Raw genomic sequence first — 25,279 nt, 5'->3', positions numbered from 1 at the left:
AATTAAATTTGGTATAGTTTGGCAAACAAATCGACTTATCCGAAAATGAACTGATATTCGGCTCCCTTCGATACGAGATCAACCTCAACAGTTAATTATTTAGATTCCTCATTTCCGATAGATTGTTGTATCTTTTCGTTTTTATAATTTCTACTGGTTAATGCCACGCCCATACTGAAAACTACATGAGCCAATAGCAGATGTCCATAATACCGGTTAAACGGAATCGGAGGCGGATTTGGATGAAACTTGAACACCACTTTCCAAATTAATATTCCCGACAAACCACTAAGTACACCGGCAATTAAACCTTGCTTTATACCGGGATTGGTTTTTGTCTGTTTCCATATTTGCTGGAAAACGAAGGCCATACTGCAGCCCATGGCGAAATGCATTGTCCAGCCACTTATACGAGCGAGTTCTTTTTCTTTTGTTAATTTTTCGACCATTTCGGCCAAAAGAGCCGGTTCCTCAAATTTCTCGCCCTTAGACGCCGCTACCATATAGCTAAATAGTGTCATCAACGTTGTTCCGACGGTACCTGCAACTATGGGATGATGTTTTTCCATAATATGTGATATTATTTTCAACTGACTATATAACATTAACAAGAACACCTTGTTATAGTTTGACTACCGATCGCAAATGGATCTTTAATCTCTACGTATCAACTTAGCGCATCTAAACATATCTAAATGAATAAACACCAATTATTCATACTTATTAAAAAATATAAAAGACGTTTGAAACTTGAAAGAGACAGTTTGGAAATAGTACTTTACCACAGCTATAGAGGATCCGCAAACACTATTGTGAATATGAGATTTAGCAGCAAATCCTAAAACCTTATTGAGATTGCGTTGTTGTTGCAATAGTTGTTTACATAAAAGTTTTAGTTTACAAGTTGTTCATAGTAAGAGCAGAGCCCTTATGGCGGGGCTTTGCTTTTTTAGCCTCCGCAAACACTAAGAAGTTTAAATCGTTATTTATAGGTATCAGACATATAACAGATGGAACAGGATAAAACGAATAGTTCAAAAACGACAATGGAAACAAATTATGCCAAGCATGAAGATAATCCGGGATTACCGAAAGTGGCTCTTGACGAAAAGGATGACAAAAAAGTTGGCTTTACGATCCACTGGTCGATTATTGTTGCCGTAATTGCGCTGGCAATAGCCTATTTTTTCTTCAGGTAGCAGGAGAAGTTTTTTAGCCTTGCTGAACAAAAAGAACCTTATTTTTTGTTTAATACAATAGAAATTCTCTTCTACCTTGTTTTTAGTAAATAAATACCTTCGCCCACTTTAAAGCGTAAGGAATAAAGCCCCTGATGAGGAGCTTTGGGACCAATAATCCGTTACTGTCGTTTGAAGCAAGGAATAATCCAACGAACATTTATTTTTATATTCTTAATAGGCATATGAAATCGGATAAAAAGAAAGAAGTAGCTACCGAACCGGCAGCTACTCCGCGGCAGAAGGAAAAGTTTGAGAAAGAAAAAGCAAAACAGATCGATAAGGACGAACCACAATTTGACCCGGACTCTGATGAAGACACCACTGGAAAAAGTGAAGTCTTAAGAGAAAAGAAAGTACGGAAAAATTAGAATAGCCAAACTGAAAGTAGTGTATAGGTTAAGTAATTTGTAGATTCAAACCATGCCAAGATCTCTTCTGCAGCGCATTACTAGCATCTATTTCGGTAGTTGTATATAAAAAGTAGTGCCTTGGCCTTCTTCACTTTTGAAGGTTATAGTACCTCCATGCCATTCGATAATCGTTTTAATGATATGCATGCCCAAGCCTGTGGAGCTCTCACCACCAAGGCCTCTACGCCTTGCGGGGCTGAATTTATCAAATAAAGTCGCATGATATTCTTTCGGGATGCCAATTCCGGTATCGGCAACCGTTATGTAAATAGTTGTATCGCTTTCATCAAGTGAGATTGTAATGCGGTCGTCCGCCCTCGTAAATTTAAGCGCATTGGAAATGAGATTATTTATTACCTGTGGCAGCTTCGCTTCATCAATGTCTGCGTAAATGGTTTTCCTATTGCACTCAAAGGATATTGACCGATTCAACTCCACTTGCATTCCGGCATACTCCTCTATCATACGCTGAACTAACTGCACCACGTCTGCTCTCCTTTTCAGTAATCTGATTTCCGCGGTCTCCAAAAATTCCGTATCCAAAAAATCGCGTATCAGATGTAAGCATTCCCTACTTGCCCTGTCAATTATGGATAGAAATTTTTTGACTTTAACATTATCGGGATCTACTTCCCGATTCAAAAGCACCGTGATGTTTGTTATAAGTCCAATGGGACCGGCGAGATCATGCGACATGATACCCAAAATAGCATTTTTTTTATCGTTGTGTCTATTTAGGTTTTCATCATGTTCTTTATAAAGGCTGATGTCTTCTGCGTGTCCTACCAGCAGTTGATTGTCGTCATCACGTACTAAATGCGGTTCAATTCGGAACCAATATTTTTTTTTATGCAAAACAATTCGACATTCCAGACTGTGAACTACCTGACCGTTTAAGCAATCGAGCAATTTCTCTTTTACATATTGCCTATCTTCGTAATGAACTTTTTCAAACAGAAAAGCAAGATCTAAGTTGTCGCTCGATCGTCCAAAAAAAGATTCGAAAGCAGGATTAACATAAGTAAACCTGTTTGTTTTGCAATCATACGAGAAGAAGAGCAACTTAGAACTTTCAGTTAATGAGGTGATGGGCGGCAATATAGTCATAAGAGAAATAAATAAATCTGTTCGCGGGTGCTACAAATATATTGTAACGTTTTTTGATACGAGTTTATTGTTTAACAGATTATAAATCAAGCTTTAATGCATTGCACGTCAAGCCCAAAAAGCGATTGTTCACAAAGTTGTCCTATCTTCGTTATTTATTAAGGTGATTCCAAAAGGTAGGGCAACATGCACTATTAGTCTACAGATCAATATGTAGTTTTAACAATTTCAACGTTCGTCGTATTGTTATGCTTAAGAACAACTGGCAATTCTAACCAATGATATCAAACGTTGATCAAGAGAAAAAGTTTGTGTCGAGATGCTACTTTTACAAATAAAAACTACATCTATGTGCTACTGAGGTCGGAAGTGGATTCGAACCACTGTGAGATCTCTTGCGGAGCTCTGCCTAACCACTCAGCCATCCGACCTGTTTTGTGGAAACAAATCTAAGAATGTTCGGTTAGTTTGCACTACCCAATTCCTGCCCGGAATTTGCACAAATAGCGTTGCTTATTCCAAAGGGTATTGAATATTATTTAGAATGTATCTAAAAAATTTACAGAAAGGTTATGCATTTTTCATCTTAAGGCATTAGCTTCGTGGCATCCAAACACATCCAAATGAATAAACATCAATTATCCTTACTGATCAAGAAGTACCAAAGACTTATCGAGCTTGAAAAAAACAGTTTGAAGAAAGCACTTTACCAAACATTTATTGAAGATTTACAAACATTAACATGATTGCCCTGTTGTTAAAGTAGTTGTATACATTAAAAGTTATAGTTTTACAAGTTGTTTTAGTAATAGCAAAACCCCTTTGAAACAGGGGTTTTGTTTTTTACAGCTTTGTGAATGGATCGAATAACAGCGGTTGCTAGCACAGTGCTTGGTTTCAAGCTGGCAGATTTGGTCGGCAAATCCGCTAGCGAAATGGTAGCGGACGACCGACCTTATTCAGCGAATAGACTTGCTGAAGGTGATAATTCCTCAATTTTAGAAGCGCCTTTGTAGGCTAAATAAGAATAAAGGTATTGTTCTTTTCGGTATAAAGAAAGAGAAATGCAATTAAGCGAGGGCATGAATAGATAAGTTGACAATACTGAAAGGACAGAGGTAAAAAGATCACATAGAGCAACATTCAACAACATATAAAAAAGCCGTCCCGAAAAATTCGAGACGGCTTTCACAATATATGCGAAAATTAATTAGATCAATTTAACATTTACTGCATTAAGACCTTTCTGGCCTTGTTCTACATCAAAAGATACATCATCATTCTCCCGTATGCGATCTTTAAGACCCGATGAATGAACAAAAATTTCACGTCCACCGTCTGTAGGGGTGATGAAACCGAAACCTTTGGTTTCGTTAAAAAATTTTACTACGCCTTCTTGCATTTAAAACAAATTAAAAATAAATAACTGGTATAAAGATACATATAATTTATTGTTATATAACTTTATACGAAACAAAGTATATTAAACATATAAAAAATCGGCAACTGCTTGGCGAAGAACCAAATTCATTTTGCCTGGAAAAACACGGTATATCTCATTAAAAATGAGTATATTTAATCACTTCGATATCCTTCGGACTATCTACCTCGTTATTCGCATCGATCCGAAGCAAACAAATATAGATTTTCTTTTCTTTATGTATTATAGATAAAGGGCACGCACACAGATAAACAAAAAGAAAATGAAAATCGCATTCATAGGCACCTATGCACCTCGGCAGTGTGGCATTGGCTCTTTCTCGCAGAACTTGTTTGAAAGCATTCAGGATTTAGCATCTTCCCAAGCATCCGAAAACATTGTAATCGCCATCAATGATCCCGACAATACTTACGCTTATCCTCCGGAGGTAAAGTTTATCATTGAACAAGATGATCATCATAGCTACCTCAAAGCTGCCGATTATATAAACAATAACGGCATTGATATTTGTGTGGTGCAGCATGAATACGGCATTTTTGGTGGGCAAAACGGTGTATTTGTCCTAACCCTACTGCATCATATAGCAATACCGGCAATAGTGACTTTTCATACGGTTTTGAAAAAGCCATCTTACAATGAGTCCATGATCTTGAAAGAAATAGTAAGGGCAGCGGAAAAAGTGGTTGTAATGGCAAACAAGGCCGTAGAGATGCTCATCGAGTTGTATGACGTACCCGTGGAAAAAATCGAAATGATACCGCATGGGGTACCTGACATCCGATATGATAGAACGGTGGTCCGACAGGAATTACGGCTTACAGGAAAACACGTACTATTAACCTTTGGCTTCATCGGGCGCAACAAGGGCATTGAAACAGCTATCTGCGCGTTACCTAAAGTGGTGCAAGCATACCCGGATACCGTTTATATCGTACTCGGCAAAACGCATCCCAACGTTGTGAGACATGCCGGTGAAGAATATCGTTTGTTTTTACATAGGCTTGTTAAAAAACTTAATCTGGAAGATCATGTTATATTTCTGAATCAATATGCCTCTCAAGATGACTTATTCAAATATCTCAGTGCCTTGGATATTTATTTGACCCCCTATCTTCATGAGGCACAGATCACAAGCGGTACCCTATCGTATGCCGTTGGCGTCGGATCGGCCGTAGTATCCACACCTTATTGGCATGCCGCTGAATTGCTGGATGGCGGGCGCGGCAAATTGTTCAACTTCAATGATGACAAGCAATTAGCTGCTATTTTGCTAGATTTACTTGCTCATCCCAATAAGTTAGAGACAATGCGTTCCTGCGCGAGAGAATATGGAAAAACCATCACTTGGCCCAAAACCGGAGGTAGGTATTATGCACTGGCCGAACACCTGAATGAAATCACACCGAAATTGATTATCAAGGAAGATCCGGCTTTGGATCTCAATGTACTCCCGCCGTTGCGTTTCGACCATATTGACAGATTGACCGATAGTACAGGAATATTTCAGCATGCTACGTACGGTATTCCAAATTATCACGAGGGATATTGCCTGGATGACAATGCCCGTGCGCTACTGATGATGCTAATGGCATACCGGCGGACAAAAAGTGAAAGGACAATTAAATACATCGCAATCTACCTAGGCTATATTAATTATGCACAGAACGCAAATGGCACCTTCCGGAATTTTATGGGGTTTAATCGTAGCTTCCTGGATGAAACAAGCTCCGAAGACGCTTTCGGTCGCGCTGTTTGGGCCCTAGGCTATGCAATGGCCTATTCACCTATGGATGCCTATTACCAGATGGCACGTCAACTTTTCTTCAGAGCGATGCCACAATTCGAAAGGCTCCGGTCGATACGTAGTATTGCCAACACCATTATAGGTCTGTACTATTATTTACAAGATAATCCTTCAGACGAGGGCATGATTGAATTGATAAGGAAACTAGCGGCTCGTCTTCATCACGAGTACCAAATTCACCGTAAAGACGGATGGCATTGGTACGAATCACTTTTAGCTTACGATAATGCATTGCTTCCTTTGGCGATGTTATATGCCGCCGAAGTATTAACAAATAAAACCTATGAAGAAACTGCTTTTGAAAGTATGGCTTTTCTAGAGCTGCACACCTTACAGAAAGGCCATTTGAGCCTTATCGGCAATCAGAATTGGTATCGGCAAACAGAGACACCCTCACCATTTGCACAACAACCTGTCGATGCCATGGCCATGGTACTTCTATACCTGCAGGCTTATAACCATAGTGGAAAACTCAGCTATCTCGGTTCACTCCATACGTCTTTCATGTGGTTTTTGGGAGAGAACGATCTTCGTGTCAGCCTGTACGACTTCGAGACACACGGGTGCTGCGATGGCCTGCAACCGGACGGTGTAAACCGCAATCAGGGAGCGGAAAGTACGCTTGCGTATATCATTTCGTACCTTGCTGTCCAACATACATTTGAAAAACCTTACGGCAAATTTATAGAAGATGAAAGTCGCAATATTAGCCCCAATCGCCTGGCGCACCCCTCCACGTAAGTATGGCCCATGGGAACAAGTTGCTTCGAATTTAACGGAAGGACTGCTTAAACAGGGTATAGACGTGACCTTATTTGCGACAGCAGATTCCTTGACGAACGCGCAGCTTCGATATAGTAGTCCTACCGGTTATGCGGAGGACTCTACATTGGATCCGAAGGTAGAAGAATGCTTGCATATTAGTGAACTTATGGAAAACGCAGCGGACTTCGATATCATTCATAATCATTTTGATTTTCTGCCGCTTACTTACGCAAAACTGATAAATACCCCTATGGTGACTACCATCCATGGTTTTTCATCTCCGAAAATTATTCCTGTTTACAAAAAATACAACAAGCATAGTTTTTATGTTGCTATTAGCAATTCGGATCGGTCTTCCGAGTTGGATTATATAGCAACTGTCTATAATGGCATCGACACCTCTCAGTTGCAATTTTCGGCCATCGGAGGAGACTATCTGCTTTATTTTGGCCGTATACACCCTGAAAAAGGGGCCCATTTGGCTATTAGGGCAGCCAAGCTTGCTGGGAAAAGGCTGCTCTTGGCGGGATTGATCCAAGATCAGCTTTACTTTACCGAACAGGTTCTACCGCATATTGACAATGATCAGATTCAGTACTTGGGTAACGTCGGTCCAGCCGACAGAAATAATTTACTGCGTGGTGCATCAGCATTGCTTCATTTGATCGAGTTTGAGGAACCCTTTGGATTGAGCGTTGCGGAGGCTATGGCATGTGGTACTCCTGTAATTGCGATGAATAAGGGCGCAATGCCCGAACTGATCCGAGATGGCATAACAGGCTTTTTGGTAAGCGATGTACCAGAGGCGGTGCAAGCTATACACCGTATCCATAATCTTGGTAGAGATAGATGTTATCATTGGGCTACAAGCCGATTTACGAAAGAAAAAATGACGGAAGACTATATTACCGTATACCGTCGGATTTTGGACGGTTAAGTGCTAGCAACTTCTTCCTTAAGGATCTCCGCCAAAAGCACCTTCACATTGATGGTTGCGTAGGTGGACGTATAATCAGACATAGCATAAGGTATGACGAGCTCACCTTCGTGTATGTAGGCACCACAGGAATAAACTACATTGGGCACATATCCGTCCCGCTCCTTGGCATTCGGCATAAGCACCGGCTCACTTAAACGTCCGATTTCCCGCTCTGGATTATCGAGATCCAAGAGGGATACGCCCAATACATACTCACGCATAGGGCCGACTCCGTGTGTAATCATCAACCATCCAGCCTCGGTTTCCAAAGGTGAACCGCAATTTCCCATTTGAACCAATTCCCAGGGATACTTCGGTGTCTGTATCAGTTTTGCTTCGCGCCAAACATTGATATTGTCTGAATAGGCGATATAGTTATTCACCCCATCGATTCTGCACAACATAACATAACGGCCGTTAATCTGCCGAGGAAACAATGCCATACCTTTGTTTTGGGCTATATACCCATGAATCGGCATGACCGTAAAATGTAGGAAATCGTGGGTCTTCAGTAATTTAGGCAATATAGCAGTGCCGTCATAGGCAGTGTATGTAGCGTAATATGTTGCCATACCACTTTCCGACACAAAACGCACGAAGCGAGCATCTTCAATACCGTTTCTCTCTGTATCCGCTATCGGAAAGATCACTCTCTCACTAAGGGATGTGTCTGTTGAGAATGTCATTTCATAATTAGAAGATGCCAGCCATTTCGCTTCTTGTAAAAAGAGGGTATTTTCCTGTTTGACTTCTAACACTGCTTGCGCATTCTGCAATGAAATCTTCAATTCATCATAGGTAAACGTATCTTGCAGTTCTTTACTTATGGTTTGATAGGCTTCTTCATTATGTTGTCCGCTTTCGTCGCACATTTCTCTTAGCTTCCTCAAAAAAGATTTTTTATGGTAGACATGGTTCTTTACATGTTCAGGAGCTTCTAACAACATCCCAGGTTCGAAGATTTCGATATTTTGATTCCTATCCAGTATCCCCTCTCTAAAAACAATGGAAGAGATATGCCCCTCGCCGGTTGCACGGAAGCTAATTATAATGCGTTTTTGTCCTGTATTCAGCTGCGTCTGGTCGGGATGCTCCACTATAGATGGGTTAAAAAAAGCCGCAGCTTCAATGGAATACTCCATGGTAAAATAGGAGCCGATGAGCAATTGCAGGTGCTCTCGTAAGTTTTCGGGATTAAGCTCCATTTGCTCCATCAAGGGTATAAGACGGCGGAAATGGCCCGCTAGTCGCTTTCTAATATTACGATGCCTTCGGGAATATTTGCGGATGACTTGATCAAACTGTTCTTCTTGTTGCTTGTGACTGAGATCTAATATCGCCAAAATCAGACGTTTTGCCCGTTCTTCTCCGGCAAACAGAAACCTTGCAATGACCCGACGTGAATCGGGTTGAAATATTTTTTCTTTTCTAATTGTCTCTAATAGCATTTTCTTTATTTTATGGCGTTATTTAGTTATGAATTCGCTTCAAATCGGGTTCCTATCAATAGCTGGTTAGTTGTTTTAGAACTTGATTTAGTTGACGTTGTTTAAAAGTAAGTGCCGTTTTCACTCGAATACCTATGCTGAGTTCACGATTAAAATCAGTGGGGAGAAGTCGAAAAAAATGAGAACGTGTAGAACAACGGGATTTATGGCAACAATGGAAGTGGCTGCTTATAAATAAAGAGCTGGAGTTTATACGACCAAAGCCGCAAGATTTTTATTTTTTTTGACTACGTCTTCGAGTGTATAAATTGACAACAGGAGTTCATATATCCGATTGGCTTTTAATATCACACGGTTGTTTTTGTCGAGCTGTATCCAGTGCCCTTTTGAATAAGTTATCGTAAAATCCACCTGCTGTGTTCCTCGATATGTAATTAGGCGGTATTCTTTTCCGGAAATACCGTAGACGGCCAATTGAACTTCTTTCTTCGAGATGGTATAGGGTAAAATTATCGCCTCACCGTTCGGATCTTTTATTTGTGTGTGACCACTCATGATTTATGTATTTAGTAAATATAGTTATTTTTTATATAAAAAGAGCATCTATAACGTTTGCTTTTAGTTTGCAACAAATTTTAAAAATTGAGTAGATGAAAGTTTTGATCTGGTTATTGAAACTTCCTTTACATTTCGAGCAGCGTTTTTTTTGAATTCTAAAAATATGCCTATACTTTAGGCGGACAGATGTCTAATTCATAGACATCATTAATTATACAAGTTTGTTGATTCGGTAGTCGCCCAGGGATTTCGGGGACTGTACTTATCATTGACATATTTAACACAAAATTCAATACACCACAAAATCAAGTGATTGTAATAACCGAACAGCGAATTGTACAATAGCAGTATTACCAGCTCTAACGGGATCGATACCAGACGCACCTAGTTCGATGGTAGCGATAAACGCATAGCCTATTCTTTTGAATCTCTATAGATCTCAGCTAAACTGAGATCTACGAAATAGAAGATAATTACTATTTGAGAAGCGGCCTACGAAAAAGGGGGAGCCTTATACGGATGTTTATAAACTGATCGAAAAATTTAATACCATCAGGGCATGAGGAATATGGCACTCCGATCCGTTTTTTATATAGTTCCAAATATGCTCACACCTGCAATGTATAGAATCTCACTAGCTATCTGAAAAACTATTACTTTTAAAGATCGAAGGTTTTACGTACTTTTAGTGAAAGATGCATCATGCTTGGAGAATTAAATAAGAAAGAAATAGTCGATTTATTGAAAAGCCAATTCATCGGCCGGCTTGGATGCCACGCAAACGGCGAAACTTATATAGTGCCAATCAACTATGTATACCAAAATAATGCGATATATGCTCATTCCGGTGAAGGTAAAAAAATAGAAATGCTACGGAAAAATCCACGCGTCTGTTTTCAGGTTGATGAAGTTGAAAGCATGTTCAAGTGGAAAAGTGCTATTCTTTGGGGAACCTTTGAAGAACTGAAAGACATGGAGCGTCAACAGGCCATGCAAGGCCTCATTTTACGTATTATGCCAAACACCAATGATCCGGGACGGGACCCTTCTCACGCGATAAGTCCTGAGCTTCGGAATAGCTTGATCGTTTATCGAATAAATATAGAAGAAGGAACCGGACGCTTTGAATTTCATGAGGAGCAATAGGGTGGATAAAAGAAAATATCGATTAGTACCTTTTGCCAAACCAAAATCCGAAGCCAATCAACAAGGCAATGACGCTTATCAACAAACCATCATAAGATGCTGATGAAACGTGTTGTGCTTTCTGATTCTTATCGTTCGCTTGCCAACTGGTTTCTTCCATTTTATAGCCCTTGACGGGAGTGGACTTCCCTGCTTCTTTTTCTACGGGAGCATTCTGCCCAGTCGTTCCGGGATCTTTCGACCACCGCCCTGATCTTGCCCGACCTTTAACAGGTTTTCGAGGTTCTGCCACCGCTTTCGCAGCATTACCCTTTACAGAGCTGGATGAACTTGTATGGATTTTACCCAACTGTTCTATCAGATTGCTTACTAGCTCCTTATTTCCTGTGTTATTAGCCCTTTGCTTTAGGAAATCTGTCAAGCCTCCATTTCCACATACATTGTCAGCGCAGGAAAGTCCCGTTTCTTCGGCAGTTTTCAGGTATTCGGTCATCAGCTGCTGCAAACGCTGTTCGTCGGGTTTCCAATAGTTTTTCCTGACCACTTCCAGCATGCGGGCCAGCATCGTCTGGTAAGCATAAGTGTTACCGGCTTTTGCAAACCGCCCTTTAACATCCAGATTGTACTGATCATTGACATAAGTATCCATCCAATCCTCCCATTTCTGTGCATCGATCGCTTCCGGCGTTGTGACCTGCCATCCCCACATATTATCTGCTACCTGGCCGATCATCCGTGCTCCAGCGTATCCTTCATCTAGCATTTTTTCAATCCATTTGGGATTAAGGTAACGGGTATTCATCTCCCTTCCGATAAATTTGTTTAGCGATTCCTGGCGGGTATTTCTCGGGTCGGCCAGGTTGGTAATCATCACATCGGGCGACGCCCCGTCAACATGGCGTACCGCCATCGCCATCCCACCCAATGCCTGAAAAAAATCGTCGTTATCCAACGCGCCGTAAACATTGGTAGAGCGGCTATGAACAACTGCCTTCGTCCCGGATAAGGCACTTTTAAAAAGCGATACCGCTAGGTCCTTTGCTGTTTCCGGGAGTTCCCCATCCGGTATGTTTCCCCAAAGACCCTGCCCATATAAATGTCCCATCCGGTTAAAGTAAACAGCCCCAACCTTCTGGTCTTTTTTCCACTTATCGGAGGCCTGAACCACATCGTTCAAGCCGTTTCCGTAACTTCCACTCTTCGTGCTGAACAGGCGTATACTAGCCAGCTGACGGGCGAGGGTAGTGTCTTTGAGTCCGGAAGACAACAGCTTGTCCACACTTTGGTCAATATGTTCCCGCAAATAGTTAGCACCATCTTGCTGATAGGCCAAAGAAACCGCTTTATCTAATAACAGCATTAGATTGGGAAATAGGTCGCGATACAAGCCGGAGGGCGTGATGACCACATCGATACGCGGTCGCCCAAGCGCAGTATCTGCAATTGCTTCTACTCCTTTCAACCGCCCAAAGCCATCATAAGTAGGCTTTATCCCCAATAAACTCAATATCTGAGATTCCATAATACCTTCATGGCGGATGGTTTCCACCGACCATAGATTAAATCCCACCTTATCCGGATACTGGCCATCGTGTCTGCCACGGTAATCAGCGATCAACTGATTAGCCAGCTTCTCTCCTTCTCGATAAGTGTCTGTGGTGGGAATACGGTCGGGGTCAAAGGAATAAAAATTCTTTCCTGTAGGAAGTGCCGAAGGATTTCGAATAGGATCATTACCTGAACCCGCTTCCACATACTTTCCATTAAGAGCTGTCATCAGTGCATCCAGCTCTCGTTGGCCACTGATCATAATGCGCTGGTAAACATCCATCAGTAGCACGGCAAGTGAATCCTTGGGTATCCCCTGCATCCGCCCAACGATAGCTTCTGCCGTTTTTATCGCCATCACCGAATCCGGTGATTGCCCAAAGGTATGCATTCCCATTGGGCTAAGCGTCTCCTGGATTTCCTGCAGGTAATGTTCCAGTCTTTGTACATCTTCTGCTTTAATGTCGCCATCAATACCTAGATCCTTCCCTATATTTGCCTCCCTGGCCAGCCGATTGATTGTGCGCAGGTGAACAGCAGCGAGTGCTTCACTTTTGCCGGAAGCCACATCATAATCGTTGATGGTCCCCGCAAGTTCACGCAACTCGGGTCTTAAGGTGGCCTGATCAAAGGGCGGCGTTAAATGATCAATAATCACGGCCATTCCACGCCTTTTGGCCTGTGTTCCTTCCCCTACATTGTCCATAATGTAGGGATAAATGTTAACCAGGTTACCCATCAGTGCTTCTGGCGCATCGTCATCATCAAACCCCACTTCACGTCCTGAAAGCCATTCCTGTGTTCCATGTGTTCCCAGATGGATGACCGCATCGGCGGGCATACCTTTTTGTAGGTACAGATAAAAGGCAACGTATTGGTGATGTGGAGGAAGCGAAACATCGTGGTACAAGGCCTGAGCGTCTTCGTCCCAACCCCTGGCCGGTTGGGGCATCAGGTTAATATTGCCGTAGGCGATTCGAGGCAAAACAAAATAAATCTTTCCTTCCGGATCACGCCAGGTCATGATCTTTGAATCTTCCGGTTCACCCCACTTTTTTATTACCTGCTTTTGGAAAGCAGGATGCAACTGTCCGAACCATTTTTTATAGGTCTCCACCGGAACCAGTACGGGATGCGTTTCCTGCACTAACCGATCCAGTTCCGCCGGTGCCCAAGTACCGATATTACGGCCTCCGTTCATGACGTCATCAAATACGGTAATGGGATCAGGAGTTTGACCACCAAGATCATATTTCGCTTCACCCATACGTTTTAAAATGGCCGTAAGGCTCTTGGGCAGCACATTCAGGTAACTGGCACCAATATTATTTTTACCCGGATGCCCGTTATAATAAATCAGCGCAATTTTTTTATCCCGGTTGGGCAGGCTTTGCAATCTTGACCACGCTTTTACACGCCCCACCAATCTTCGTACACGGCTTTCAGGCGCGTATTTGACGCGGTATCCAGCCGCACCGGCGGATGCTACAGATTCGGTGCTTGCCGCTATTATCGGCTGTATCTGACCGCTTAGTTCCTGACGGGCAAGCGATAAGGCACGCGCCGCAAGTGGTATCCCCAAGGAGGAGGCATGCCAAGCTGCTGTATCGTCACTGATTGTGATGGCATTGATTACCGGTACACCCATACGGGAAAATGCCGCCTGAAGCCGTTCGTTGGACGCTCCCGGCAAAGAAGAAAAATTCAACAGGGCCGATAAACGAGAGCCTCCGTCGGCATCCAAACAATGATCTTCGATTGCCTGATCAAGTGGATGGCCATAAAAGGGCATCACATCGAAACCAGCCGTATCTAAGGCATCCGCATAAGACTTCATATACTCCCACTGACGGGTAACTGCTTCGTAACGGAACATATACAAACCTACCAACGGGCGCTCCCCCAGTCTTTCGGCTTGGGCATATCGTTCAAAGCTTGCGTATACCTCCCCACTCCGAAGAGAAACGATGCCATTTTCCGGAAAGGGGACAACCGGCTTTACCGGATAGGTCGATTCCAAATGTCTATTCAACAGCATTAGTATCATATTGGCCAGATTATCCGGGCTGGGATGCTCGAAATAAGCAGCCACTTCCGGGTCGAAGCGAATGCCCTGCTTGCCATAACTATCCGCTTCCGGCGTGTTACCAAGCGCATATACATGTCCGCCACGTTTAACGATGCGCTGTAGCTCCGCAGAAAAACGCTGTAGTACGACCGGGGTATGCACATAGCAGACGGCTAGATCTGCACCTCCCACATCCGCTACGGCATTTCCGTCAATGGCTGTTGATACCAGATAAGCATCGGTGAAGCCAGGAAGCTTGTGCAGTTGGGCAATTGCCTCGGCAACAGGTTTACTATAATTTTCGGAAACCAGTATCACTATCTTTTTCGGTGCAGGCGCACAAAAAGCCTCCAACGCAAAGCACAGAACAAGCTGACTCCATAATACGATACGAATAAATACTGTTTTACTGAACATTTTCCGGCACATAAATAATCTGTCCATCTTCCAATTGATAGGCCGTACCTAAGCGTTCGCCATGGCCGGCAGCTTCTTCTTGCGATAATTTCTTAACTTTGATTTCCCTTCCCTTCTTGGAGATGATTTCCATCTGACCCTGTGCATTTTTCTTTGTTAAGGTTACCTCCGTATTGGGATCGAACAACTCCAGCATGTTGAGCGCCGTCATCAACGCAACTATCATAGCGACAATAAGCACAACACTGATATCGAAAAGGTTGGCAATGCCACTTATGGGGTCCTCGAGAGGTGTTTGATCCTCGCGCCCCTGGTGTACTCTTAGTAATTTCATGCTAAAGCGATTGATTGTAAATGAGGGTAGAATCGGTTTCCGCTTGCTTTAAACCGGCAAACCTTAAACGGGTTTCCGCCTCTACTTCGCAGGCAAGAAAATCTGCATGCAGCCATTTTTCCCATTTCAAGCTAATCAGGTAGGCCACCGTTCCACAGACCAGTCCGATAATGGTAGAGGTAAAGGCGGTCAGCATGTTACCGGACATGGCCGCCATGTCGCCACTGGAAAGGGAAGACAGCGCCTGACCCATAGGAATCAGCGTACCTACCAAGCCGATGGATGGCCCCGTTTTGATTAAAAAACGAATGTTATCCAAACGGCTGTTCTGCTTTTTTTCCCAAGAGCGAACCAGTTCGGTCAACTGTATATCAGCATAGGGGCTATCGGTTAGTAAAGCTGTTATTTCGCCTTCGTGCTGAGCGAAAAATGTATGAACAGCTTCCCTGGGTTTTCGTACGCGCATCAACCAGGTGCGAAAAAAGGCCCCAATACTGATCAATGTCCAGACTACCATGGCAAAAAGTGCCAATAAAACCGGGGCATGCAGAAGCTCTGTGAGCTGAAAGAGAAAACGATCAATAAATTCGGTCATTTTTTTTAGTTTTTTGTTTTACAATTGATAAGTTATTCCGGCAAAGACACTCCTTCCCGGAGCATAGTAATAACTTGTTGGAGAGGTATAACTTCCGTAATAGCGTTTATCAAACAGGTTGGTCACATTGACGTTGAGTGTCAACGGTCCGATCGCCTTACCGAACTTGATGTCGAAAACCGTAACAGCAGGCATGGTTTTTTCCGGCGTGTTTTCCAGATCACCATAATAAGTTCCCGTATGTCTGCCCCACAGGCTCAAATGAAACAGTTGGACGCGATCAAATATGAATGCCCCGCTCACATTGTGGGACGGGTTATCACTCATGTCATTTCCTTCGTATTCCGGATTGGTTTCATACCGTTTTATCTCCGATGAATTATAGAAGTAGCTAGCCTGTACCGAAAAGTCTGAAGTTAAGCGGTAACGGGCAAAGCTTTCCGCTCCCCATAGATTCACTTTTCCAATGTTGATATATTGCCGTACCGGCAGGCCCTTAACATCTAGGTAAGCCGGAACTTCATTGGCATCAATCAGCACTGCCGCAAGAAAATCACTGTATTGGGAAGTATACAATGTACCGGAAAGCTCCAGTTTATCCGATAGTTGAAAATCCACACCAATATCATAGGAATACCGCATCCGCTCGGGCTTCAAGCGTGGGTTTCCCAAACGGAAAGACGAGCCCAAGGGGGCGGCATTGTACATATAGAAACTACTTGGTGCGCGGAATCCGGTAGCGTACACCGCCCTTAGGCGCAGGTTATGCAGCAGATCGTAACTGATTCCCACTTTGGGATTGACGATGTCAGAACTAGCGTTATCGTAAGCGATGGCTATATCATTGCCAGACATATTGTCAAAGAATTTCCCGTTTCGGTTAGCCCAATGGTCATACCTTAGTCCTATGTTAGCATGGAGGCGATCTGTAATATCCAAATCGTCATTAACGAAGAAAGAAACGAAATCCTGTCTGCCGGTAAAATCCTGAATACCTTGTTCGTAGTAATATTTACGGGATACTACTTCGGTAAATCGGATGTCCGCTCCCACCGTAACCACATTTGCTCCCCAGGTACGATGTACCTTGGCGATCAGTCCGTAGGTGTCCAATGGCACTCGTGAATCGTAATAACGCTCATCAAAGGCATTGCTTTCCTGATTCCATTTAATGGCGTTCGACTCACGATCCTGCACATTATAGTAGACAAGTACATCCGGAGCGTATACAGCTGCTGGATTGGTGTAACGCAACTGATAGTTTCCCCCGACACTACGATCATCGTAAATGGTGGTAGTACCCGATAAAGGCTGTTGCAGATTGTAATCCGCTATGGCCGTAAGGGTTCCTGCAGAGGGGAAATGATAAGCTACTTTGGCATTCACATTGAGCAGTTTCATGCTCGGCTTTACATAATAATTCTTCCAGAGGCTGTCGGCCATATAGGCATAACCATCCGTTTTCTTGTATTCTGCAAATACTATTGCCCCCCACCGATCGGAAAACTGCTTGCCTGCCTTAACACTTGCCTGATAGGTATTCATCGAACCGTAGCGAAAATCTGCACCAAGGGTAGGCTTATCCGAAGGGCTTTGCGTAACGAGATTGATGGTACCTCCCATGGAATTAGAACCATAAATCGAAGAGCCCGGTCCCCTTACCACTTCTATGCGTTCAATGCTATTACCTGCCAAGCTATTCCATTCGGAAACTCCTCCCGTATAGGCGTCGTTGATGGGCACCCCATCTTTCAGTATCAGGGTTCTATTTGCCGATCCGGTTCCACGCATGATGACGCTCGTATGTGTTCCGGTAGTTGTTAAACCCCGAGAGCGGTCGACTGAAACACCTGGCAAATAGGCCAATGCCTCGTCTATCGTTTGGATCTGTCGAAGTTCCGGGGCTCCCTTTTGTAAAACAGAAACACTGGATGCAATTTTTCTAAGCTCAATTGGCTTGGCAGAGGCCGTGACCGAAATAACGTCCAACATATTGACTTTGGGTTGAAGAACCCAATGATAAGAGGATGCGGAAATGGAATCGACATCAACTTCCACAGATTGATAGTTGATATGCCGTAAGGTAAAGGACTTGATCTGCGACAAAGAGATAGAAAAGTTGCCCTTGCTGTTGGAAGAAGCTACAGTCCCTTTCCCGCGAATTTCGACCGTAACACTGGAGATTGGCTTTTTTGTAGAATCGGTCACGAATCCGGTCAGGTCCGAAGGTTTGGCATTTTGAGCAGATACAGGTAGATGAAAAACAACTAATAGAAAAAAAATAACAACGGATAAGAATTGTGCAAACCGTTTGGAACAGTTTGTAAAATATTCAGAATACTTCATGAAAATCAGCTATAATGTGTCGTAAATATCGGACGGATATAATTATGCAACTATGTGTATTTAAAAACGAATTAAAGGCATGAATAGGAAGCAATTGCTTTAACGATCGATCATAGCGAGCACTTACAAACCATTATAATTCGCACCTCGGCCTACCAAACCTCGGCGACCGACGATTGAAAGTATGCCAGCTATTTCTCCGGCTTCTATTAATTTGATTTTATGTAAATCAAAGGTGTCAAAACGATGCCTAGATGAATGGTTTAATCAATATGTATGAAAAATTGCTTAATAACGGCTAGGGGGGCCGCGTAGGTAAAGGGCGTCACAACATCTAAAATAGCGAAGATCTACTGGCAATATATTGAATGCATCCGCTACTGGAGGTACAAGAAAGGTGAAAAGCAATTCACAGAACTCGCCGCTCCCCAGCAAGTGAAAGGTACAGATCTTACACTCCTCCTGATGTTGGTAAATTTTGATACCGTGTTTGTCGCTGCTCGCCAAACAGCCTGCATGTTCATGAAAAACTTTTGCCACATGAACAATCAGCACTAATGCCAGCAATATATGGGCAATAATTTTCTTATGCGTGATATTCTTTAAAACAAACACATATCAAAGATAAACCCATTCCTACAAATATGCAACTATATTGCATTTTAATTTAGAAACATGTATGATTTAGTGTATTGGCAGTGTAATAACCTGTACCAATTTTTCTACAGGAAACAAGGTAATTTTATCAACTACTTTTTATAGCCTGACGGGCCTCTGTGTCTGTCTGATCCCTGGGACAAGTAGTTCAATTTCATCTCAACCATTGGCATCTTCAATTGTTGAAATTAAAGGACAACATTTTCTAACATCTTATGGAAAAAAGGGAAAAAAAGAAGTTAATGCCCAGGGCATTTCAGATATTGAAGGCTTCAATCAACGGGTTTATGGAGCATAATGTTACGAAAATGAGTGGTTCCTTAGCCTATTATACCGTATTTTCGATGGCGCCCTTATTGGTACTCGTTATCGCCTTGTGCGGCTTCTTTTTAGGGAGGGAAGCGGCCGAGAATCAAATATACGGCCAGTTGAGTACTTTTCTTGACAAGAATACGGCCTTGCAGATACAGGAAGTGATAAAGAACGCGAACATCAATGGCAGCAGTACCACGGCCATTGTTATAGGTGCCGTAACATTATTGATAGGGGCCACCACGGTTTTTGCCGATATTCAGGACTCCATTAATCACATTTGGGGCATCAAACCCAAACCGAAAAAAGGATGGTTAAAAATGCTTCAGAACAGATTCCTGTCCTTTTCGGTGATTATAAGCTTAAGCTTCATTTTATTGGTATCTCTGCTTATAACGACCTTTTTGGACAGCTTCAGTGATCGACTGAGCGTTCGATATGAGAATGTTTCTATTGTATTCTTTTATATATTAAACCAGGTCATAACGCTTGCTGTTATCTGGTTTATCTTTGCGGTGATTTTCAAGGTGCTTCCGGATGCCCGTATACGATGGAAAGATGTACTTACAGGCGCTTTTGTTACTGCAATCCTGTTTATTTTGGGGAAATTTGCCATCTCGTTCTACATTGGCCGGAGCGGAGCAGGAGACGCCTTTGGTTCTGCTCGTTCTCTTGTAATTTTACTGCTATGGACGTATTATTCGGCTATGATCCTTTATTTCGGTGCAGAATTCACCAAAGCTTATGTGATAGCATATGGTTCCGAAATCAGACCGAACACCTACGCCGTTACCACGAAGGAAGTTGAAATAGAAACCGGAAAGGCATCCGTACAAGAGAGTGATGAAAAAGCAAAGCAGGTTCTGAAAGGATTGTAGCACACGAGTGTTACAGCGAAAATCGGTTGCATTTCATGAAAGTTCTCACTTTTTAACAATTGGCGTTATTCTTTTATACAATCAATCCGACATAAAATCCTTGCATTAAGCGCAGCCGTATATACCCTTAATGTTATTTGTAGGAAAATACCGGCGCAGCCTGGTCATTTTAAAAGAAAGTGTTGCCGAATGTTGCTCGCCCAACAAGGGCTGGCTGCCGTTGGCTGCTTGCATTTTTCTGATCGTTCTTGTTCTATCCGTATTGGCAAAAATTGATCAGCAAAAACTACCCATGGAAGAGAACGAGCTGACCGGCTTAACTATCCTAAAAAGGCTCGAAAATGATTTGGCGAAGGAAAACGCGGTGATTCATCAATTCGATAGCAAAATAGTTGCTTTGCTGGACAGTATAGAAGCGACCAAATTGTTAGTAAAGCACACACAAACGAAAAAGTTTAGCAAGTTATGGCGAAGCAAACTGCAAACGATTAAAAATTACACTGAAATTCCTATATCCCAATTTAATCAAATCCCAACTTTTCCGACAGACAACCGTTCTTTAGACAGTTTGATTATTTCTTACAACCAATTGCACACCGAAAGAGCGAAAACCCAAGCAGCAGATTCGGAAAGCGGAGTATCCTTAAGCCAAACGCTTATACAAGTTCGGTTAGCGATTCTGACATCATTAGATTCCATGCTAAGACTAAGTCCTCCCGGGCATAACTACCCCTTATCATCCTCTTTGATAAATCGGTTAAATAGCTTATTAAAATCTCGGGATGAAGCGGCCAAACGATACGAACTCATGCTACACCGATATCAGTCGTCTTTTGACCAACTACCAAAACAGCTTGTCACATCCATTGAGCTAACAGAAGCTAAACCTTTAAAACCATTAACGAATCGAAATCTTTCCCGATCACCTTTCCGGTTCGCTGTTATTTCATTTTTGCTCTCGTTACTAATAAGTCTTCTCATTATTTATTACAAAAAATATCGCTTTCCATTCGTATTGAGAACTGCGGATTTAACGAGCAACGACCAGGCCCATTTTCACGTCTGGACGGACATCGATTCCAAAAGGAATCTCCTCAATCTAATAAAAAACAACTCCTTGTCTGCCGGAACCATCGTCAATATTACTGCCCTGACGTATTCGAGCTACCCGAAAGAATTACAAGAAAATTTAATCGAGCCGCTACTGAAGACTGGCGTGCGTGTGGTACTTATACACCTTGCGCCCATGGGAGATGAACTCGAAGTCTATAAAGATCGAAAATTCTTACAAGATTATGTGCTGGATCCTTCTGTACACATCGAAGAAATAGTACATCGTGATAGGGCTTTGCCACTTGACCACATTTTTTTCAGTCCCCCATCCTTAAAGGCGAAACAGGAAAATTCACTTTTAGTCTCCGATGATTCATATTGGTTCCTACAGCGCAGTCTACTCAGCGAACGTTTCAAGTTTCTTCTACAGGTGCTCAAAAATGATCATTACTATGTATTGATCCTACAGCCGCCCCCCATTGATCCGGTATATTTTCCATTGTACTTATCATGCAGCGATATGTATCTAAATATTTTTAAGTATAACGCCTGTAATAGGCGATCCGCCGAAAAAATAGCTAGGCAAGGTGCCGGTCAGGATAAAAAGACAATCAATATACTCGATAAATCCACTATATATAAACAATTAAATCAAAGAAAGCATGAAAAAAACAGCCATTAATTTAGGTTTGGCCGCCCTATTTTCAGCGGCCACCATCTCAACCTATTCGTTTGCAAATGGTAATCTGATAAAAAAGGAGATAACGAAATCTGTTAAAGCCAAGGAATCTTTTAACAACATTGAATTCGGTTTTGACAAAGCGACTATTTCAAGAGATTTTGAAGCCGAACTGGACGAACTGGTAGCAGTAGCAAAAGAAAATGGTTACGCCATTAAACTCAGCGGACATGCCGATGCTATAGGTGAATATGTTTACAACTGGAAATTATCTAAATCGCGTGCAGACCAGGTTAAAAATTATTTAGTAAACAAGGGGGTAAGCGCTTCTAAAATTGCCTCCACCGAGTTCGGCGATACCAAACCCATTGCTTCCAACGCCACCTCGGAGGGCCGGAAAAAAAATCGTCGGGTAGAGATCGAAATAGTTGATTGAATCTTTTTGAGAAAGAGCAGGTCACGTTTAAGTGGCCTGCTTTTTTTATGCTTTACGTCAGATTTTACCGGCAACCACCATTTGATCTAAGCTAGGTATTTCAGCCCCGCCCTCCTTTTCGATGGTAATGGCAAACATTTCAGCTCGCTGCACCGTTTTCATCTGCTGCACCGCCTCTAAACTTCCTTGATTGAAAACACCTGCACTTACCGGTTTTCCGTCAATAATGGCCCATAACTGATATTGTTTTCCTTTCGGTAGTACCGCTAATTGATTAGGCGCCAAATAAACTTCTTTTGTAGTCGTGTTCCAATAGATAGCAGCCGCTCTTCCTTCATGGCCCGGCACCCCCTGTAGATCCAGTTTCCGTATGCCCGGTTTAGCCACAATTGCAAGCTGTTGCCGGAGTGTATCTGCCCGATCTCGATATTGCGTGAGCTCAGCGTTTAAAGATCGCTGTTGGGTGGCCATTAGTAGGATTTCCGTTTTGAGTTTATTAACGGTATAAAGATGGTAGATAGCTCCCAATATCAATAATATGATTGCTGCTGCAGCGACAAAGACGGCTGTAGAGCTTCGGCGTTGCCTGCTATCGTGGATGGGTATAATCTCCGATGTTGACGATGCAATTGAGTCCGATTGGGTATCTCGATCGCTTAATAAACCTTCTTGCTGCAAGGTTTGTAATATGCGGTTCTTACTCTCTGCAGGCGGGGTGGAAGCATTGGCTTGAGCGAAGCGTTCCATTCCTTCCTGAGCTTCCAACAAAGCTTGCTTTATTTCCGGATATTGTATACATAGGTTCTCCAGCTCACGAGCTTCTGCTTCGCTGGCAATACCGAGCGCGTACATCTCAATAATTCCTGACGATATGTATGCCTTTATATCCAATTTAATTCAATATTTGTCGTAATTGTGCCAGTGCTAACCTTGCTCTTGACTTTACCGTTCCCAACGGTATGTCCAATTCTTTTGCTATTTCTTCTTGTGTATATCCTTGGTAATACGCCAATTCGATAATAATTCTGTGCTCATCCTTCAATTTATCCAACACATTGCTCAGGCCCAAGTGATCGACCTTCGTATGCGTTTCATTTCCTCTTACATGCGTGCCGGGTTCCAAGCTGTCGGTATGCTGTTCTTTCTTTCTCATCCCCGATCGCAAATAATCAATGGCTACATGACGCATGATGTTGAGCATCCAGGTAAACAACTTTCCTTTGCCTACATCATACTGTTCAATATTCTTCCATACTTTTACAAAGCCCTCCTGCAATATATCGGTTACCTCTTCGCCCTCCCCTACTATACGCTGAATAACCCCGTAAAAAGCGGCAGCATAGCTATCATACAGGTAACTGTACGCTTGCTGATCCCTGCGCTTTAGGAGGGCTACCAACTCTTCTTCTGTATAGACGGATTTTGTTGACAAAGATAATCAGATAAAAATCTAGTAAATATAGTTAACTTTTTCACTTTACAACATGTTCCTCTATGCAATTGTTTTGGTCGTCGTCTCGAAACGATATACGGTAAAATTCGTAGATAGGATTTATAAACTTCATATTGTGCTGTATTTGTGCATTACGCCCATTAAGATTAGCATCGCCATAGTCGCTGATGGATGAGTTTCGTAACTTTTTTAATACAGGGATCTTGTGGTCAACCAAAATTTACCTCATTTCGTATATATAAAATATGGTGGAGCTAGATTTTTGGTAGCTATCGGAAAAGTTACAAGTATTATGAAAAAGACAGTTGTGATCCTTGAGGACGATACAGATATTAGAGAAATAATAGAATATATTTTGCGAAAAGAAGGGATGGAAGTGAAGAGTTATAATAAGGCTAAGAGTTTTTGGGCGGAGGAACACAGCGACGCCAGTTTATTCTTGCTGGATATCCGTTTGCCCGACGGTAACGGATTAGAAATATGTTGCGACCTTCGATCTCGACAAGAGACGGCAGGTATCCCTATTGTTATGATGTCCGCTCATACCGATCGCATTCTTAATAGCGATTGTATACCCGCCGATTTTATTAGAAAGCCGTTTGAAATCGACGATCTGGTGAGTCGAATAAAGCACCTTATACGTTAACCAGGATCATTATGCAGCCAAATCTACAGCGAGTGCCGGTAAATATAATGCTATTTTCTCACGGCCATAGAGATCAGTATGCCCGATAAAGCGATTAAGTTTAAGGTCGGCTTTACTTACCTTGAACTGGAAGAGAAGGAAGTATCGAAAGGGAAAGTAAGATACCGGATACGATTATCGGAGAAAAAAGGTAACGATGTCCTTACCTTGGAAGCAAACATCATGTTACATCATGTAAAGCAACTACATCTATTTACCGGAAATATACTGCAAGAAAGGCAAGAGGAGATTAGCACACAGGAGCGGTTAGTAGCCCGACGAATGGAACGGCTTGAACAGCTCTATCGTGAATCGGAAAGCCTAGGTTTTTTCACACTGGAAACCATTGAGCAATTAAGTGCATTGGGTATTCCGGTTATTTCCTTCTTGGCGGCAGAACTGAGAATGTCCGCTCAAGAGCTTAAAGATTACTTGGCACTGAATAACCTGCCTTTCATTTTTTTTAAAAATTTATACCAAAAAGGAAAAGAAATTATTGATTCCAATATATGAGACCAATGACAAGCCAAAATCACGCTATATGCTTCCGAATGGTGTCCACGAAATCCGTAATATTGAATGGCTTGCATATAAAATCGTCAGCGATAAATTCACCGGCCTTCGCTAAATTATAATGCGCAGACATCATGATAACGGGAATATGGCGAGTCCGACTATCCTGTTTTAACTGATTACATATATCCATTCCGTTACCATCGGGTAACTTGACGTCGAGTAGAAAAAGGTCGGCATCCATGTCCGATATCTCATTTAAAAATGCGGTGGCACTGGCGTAGCTCTGTACTTCGAAGCGCTCTCTAAGTAAGATCAAAGCGATAACCCGACGGATATCAGGATCATCTTCCAGCACCATAATTTTGGTTCCCATATATGCCAATTCTGTTTTAGATCTATTAGC

At 42.5% G+C, this 25,279-nt stretch carries 23 protein-coding genes and 1 pseudogene; 11 read left to right on the top strand and 13 right to left on the bottom strand.

Annotation, left to right across the window (positions count from 1 at the left end; translation table 11 throughout):
- Positions 1 to 95: 95 nt before the first annotated feature.
- Positions 96 to 569 carry a hypothetical protein gene (locus tag FKG96_RS07540; protein ID WP_130856283.1) on the bottom strand — a complete coding sequence of 158 codons (474 nt, stop codon included), beginning with the start codon at positions 567 to 569 and terminating at the stop codon, positions 96 to 98.
- Between the two features lie 441 nt (positions 570 to 1,010).
- Here FKG96_RS07540 and FKG96_RS07535 point away from each other — a divergent pair, with 441 nt between their 5' ends.
- Complete coding sequence (locus tag FKG96_RS07535) at positions 1,011 to 1,199, top strand: hypothetical protein (protein ID WP_149105288.1); 189 nt, start codon at positions 1,011 to 1,013, stop codon at positions 1,197 to 1,199.
- A gap of 224 nt (positions 1,200 to 1,423) precedes the next feature.
- The gene (locus FKG96_RS07530) at positions 1,424 to 1,609 is read left to right on the top strand and encodes a hypothetical protein (RefSeq protein WP_130856282.1); all 186 of its coding nucleotides are present in this window, start codon (positions 1,424 to 1,426) and stop codon (positions 1,607 to 1,609) included.
- A gap of 87 nt (positions 1,610 to 1,696) precedes the next feature.
- Here FKG96_RS07530 and FKG96_RS07525 read toward each other — a convergent pair whose 3' ends face one another.
- Positions 1,697 to 2,758, bottom strand: a complete 1,062-nt coding sequence (locus FKG96_RS07525; RefSeq protein WP_130856281.1) for a PAS domain-containing sensor histidine kinase — start codon at positions 2,756 to 2,758, stop codon at positions 1,697 to 1,699.
- 360 nt (positions 2,759 to 3,118) lie between these two features.
- A pseudogene (locus FKG96_RS07520) lies at positions 3,119 to 3,189 on the bottom strand.
- A gap of 426 nt (positions 3,190 to 3,615) precedes the next feature.
- On the opposite strand from FKG96_RS07520, the gene FKG96_RS26705 reads away from it, so the two are divergent.
- Positions 3,616 to 3,774, top strand: coding sequence for a hypothetical protein (locus tag FKG96_RS26705; protein ID WP_165446979.1), 159 nt, complete (start codon positions 3,616 to 3,618; stop codon positions 3,772 to 3,774).
- 194 nt (positions 3,775 to 3,968) lie between these two features.
- On the opposite strand, the gene FKG96_RS07515 is transcribed toward FKG96_RS26705, so the two are convergent.
- Positions 3,969 to 4,160 (bottom strand): cold-shock protein, encoded by a 192-nt coding sequence (locus FKG96_RS07515; protein WP_130856280.1) that lies wholly within the window; start codon positions 4,158 to 4,160, stop codon positions 3,969 to 3,971.
- Between the two features lie 301 nt (positions 4,161 to 4,461).
- Between FKG96_RS07515 and FKG96_RS07510 the strand changes: the two genes are divergently transcribed.
- Both FKG96_RS07510 and FKG96_RS07505 read left to right on the top strand, forming a co-directional pair.
- Positions 4,462 to 6,744, top strand: a complete 2,283-nt coding sequence (locus tag FKG96_RS07510) for a glycosyltransferase family 4 protein (RefSeq protein ID WP_130856279.1) — start codon at positions 4,462 to 4,464, stop codon at positions 6,742 to 6,744.
- Positions 6,695 to 7,705 carry a glycosyltransferase family 4 protein gene (locus FKG96_RS07505; RefSeq protein WP_130856278.1) on the top strand — a complete coding sequence of 337 codons (1,011 nt, stop codon included), beginning with the start codon at positions 6,695 to 6,697 and terminating at the stop codon, positions 7,703 to 7,705. The genes FKG96_RS07510 and FKG96_RS07505 overlap by 50 nt, the downstream gene beginning before the upstream one ends.
- Here FKG96_RS07505 and FKG96_RS07500 read toward each other — a convergent pair.
- Complete coding sequence (locus tag FKG96_RS07500) at positions 7,702 to 9,195, bottom strand: glycoside hydrolase family 130 protein (RefSeq protein WP_130856277.1); 1,494 nt, start codon at positions 9,193 to 9,195, stop codon at positions 7,702 to 7,704. The genes FKG96_RS07505 and FKG96_RS07500 overlap by 4 nt on opposite strands.
- A gap of 249 nt (positions 9,196 to 9,444) precedes the next feature.
- Entirely contained in the window at positions 9,445 to 9,750 is a 306-nt protein-coding gene (locus FKG96_RS07495; protein ID WP_130856276.1) for a hypothetical protein, read from the bottom strand.
- Positions 9,751 to 10,455: 705 nt separating this feature from the next.
- Between FKG96_RS07495 and FKG96_RS07490 the strand changes: the two genes are divergently transcribed.
- The gene (locus tag FKG96_RS07490; protein WP_130856275.1) at positions 10,456 to 10,899 is read left to right on the top strand and encodes a pyridoxamine 5'-phosphate oxidase family protein; all 444 of its coding nucleotides are present in this window, start codon (positions 10,456 to 10,458) and stop codon (positions 10,897 to 10,899) included.
- Positions 10,900 to 10,921: 22 nt separating this feature from the next.
- On the opposite strand, the gene FKG96_RS07485 is transcribed toward FKG96_RS07490, so the two are convergent.
- Genes FKG96_RS07485 through FKG96_RS07470 form a run of 4 tightly spaced genes read right to left on the bottom strand, consistent with a single transcriptional unit; the run spans position 10,922 to position 18,207 of the window.
- Entirely contained in the window at positions 10,922 to 14,932 is a 4,011-nt protein-coding gene (locus FKG96_RS07485) for a cobaltochelatase subunit CobN (RefSeq protein ID WP_168204540.1), read from the bottom strand.
- Entirely contained in the window at positions 14,922 to 15,266 is a 345-nt protein-coding gene (locus tag FKG96_RS07480; protein ID WP_130856273.1) for a DUF2149 domain-containing protein, read from the bottom strand. The genes FKG96_RS07485 and FKG96_RS07480 overlap by 11 nt, the downstream gene beginning before the upstream one ends.
- 1 nt (position 15,267) lies before the next feature.
- Entirely contained in the window at positions 15,268 to 15,861 is a 594-nt protein-coding gene (locus FKG96_RS07475) for a MotA/TolQ/ExbB proton channel family protein (RefSeq protein WP_130856272.1), read from the bottom strand.
- Positions 15,862 to 15,879: 18 nt separating this feature from the next.
- Complete coding sequence (locus FKG96_RS07470) at positions 15,880 to 18,207, bottom strand: TonB-dependent receptor (RefSeq protein WP_130856271.1); 2,328 nt, start codon at positions 18,205 to 18,207, stop codon at positions 15,880 to 15,882.
- Between the two features lie 899 nt (positions 18,208 to 19,106).
- Between FKG96_RS07470 and FKG96_RS07465 the strand changes: the two genes are divergently transcribed.
- The 3 genes from FKG96_RS07465 to FKG96_RS07455 all read left to right on the top strand — a co-directional run bounded on the left by FKG96_RS07465 (position 19,107) and on the right by FKG96_RS07455 (position 22,222).
- On the top strand, positions 19,107 to 20,054 hold the full coding sequence (locus FKG96_RS07465) for a YihY/virulence factor BrkB family protein (RefSeq protein ID WP_246860250.1): 948 nt from the start codon (positions 19,107 to 19,109) through the stop codon (positions 20,052 to 20,054).
- A gap of 130 nt (positions 20,055 to 20,184) precedes the next feature.
- Entirely contained in the window at positions 20,185 to 21,789 is a 1,605-nt protein-coding gene (locus tag FKG96_RS07460; protein WP_130856269.1) for a hypothetical protein, read from the top strand.
- Positions 21,770 to 22,222: an OmpA family protein gene (locus FKG96_RS07455; protein ID WP_130856268.1), complete on the top strand. Its 453-nt coding sequence runs from the start codon at positions 21,770 to 21,772 to the stop codon at positions 22,220 to 22,222. Before FKG96_RS07460 ends, FKG96_RS07455 begins: the two co-directional genes overlap by 20 nt.
- A gap of 57 nt (positions 22,223 to 22,279) precedes the next feature.
- Here FKG96_RS07455 and FKG96_RS07450 read toward each other — a convergent pair whose 3' ends face one another.
- Entirely contained in the window at positions 22,280 to 23,113 is an 834-nt protein-coding gene (locus FKG96_RS07450) for an anti-sigma factor domain-containing protein (RefSeq protein ID WP_130856267.1), read from the bottom strand.
- 1 nt (position 23,114) lies between these two features.
- Complete coding sequence (locus FKG96_RS07445; RefSeq protein ID WP_130856266.1) at positions 23,115 to 23,654, bottom strand: RNA polymerase sigma factor; 540 nt, start codon at positions 23,652 to 23,654, stop codon at positions 23,115 to 23,117.
- 313 nt (positions 23,655 to 23,967) lie between these two features.
- Between FKG96_RS07445 and FKG96_RS07440 the strand changes: the two genes are divergently transcribed.
- Both FKG96_RS07440 and FKG96_RS07435 read left to right on the top strand, forming a co-directional pair.
- Positions 23,968 to 24,321 (top strand): response regulator transcription factor, encoded by a 354-nt coding sequence (locus FKG96_RS07440; RefSeq protein WP_130856265.1) that lies wholly within the window; start codon positions 23,968 to 23,970, stop codon positions 24,319 to 24,321.
- Between the two features lie 78 nt (positions 24,322 to 24,399).
- Positions 24,400 to 24,873 carry a hypothetical protein gene (locus FKG96_RS07435; protein ID WP_130856264.1) on the top strand — a complete coding sequence of 158 codons (474 nt, stop codon included), beginning with the start codon at positions 24,400 to 24,402 and terminating at the stop codon, positions 24,871 to 24,873.
- A gap of 19 nt (positions 24,874 to 24,892) precedes the next feature.
- Here FKG96_RS07435 and FKG96_RS07430 read toward each other — a convergent pair whose 3' ends face one another.
- Positions 24,893 to 25,249, bottom strand: coding sequence for a response regulator transcription factor (locus tag FKG96_RS07430; protein ID WP_130856263.1), 357 nt, complete (start codon positions 25,247 to 25,249; stop codon positions 24,893 to 24,895).
- Positions 25,250 to 25,279: the final 30 nt, after the last annotated feature.

This window comes from Olivibacter sp. LS-1, from assembly GCF_008245145.1.
Classification (GTDB): domain Bacteria; phylum Bacteroidota; class Bacteroidia; order Sphingobacteriales; family Sphingobacteriaceae; genus Olivibacter; species Olivibacter oleidegradans.
The sequence above is the reverse complement of the archived record's forward strand: the minus strand, read 5'-3'. Positions and strand labels throughout refer to the sequence as shown.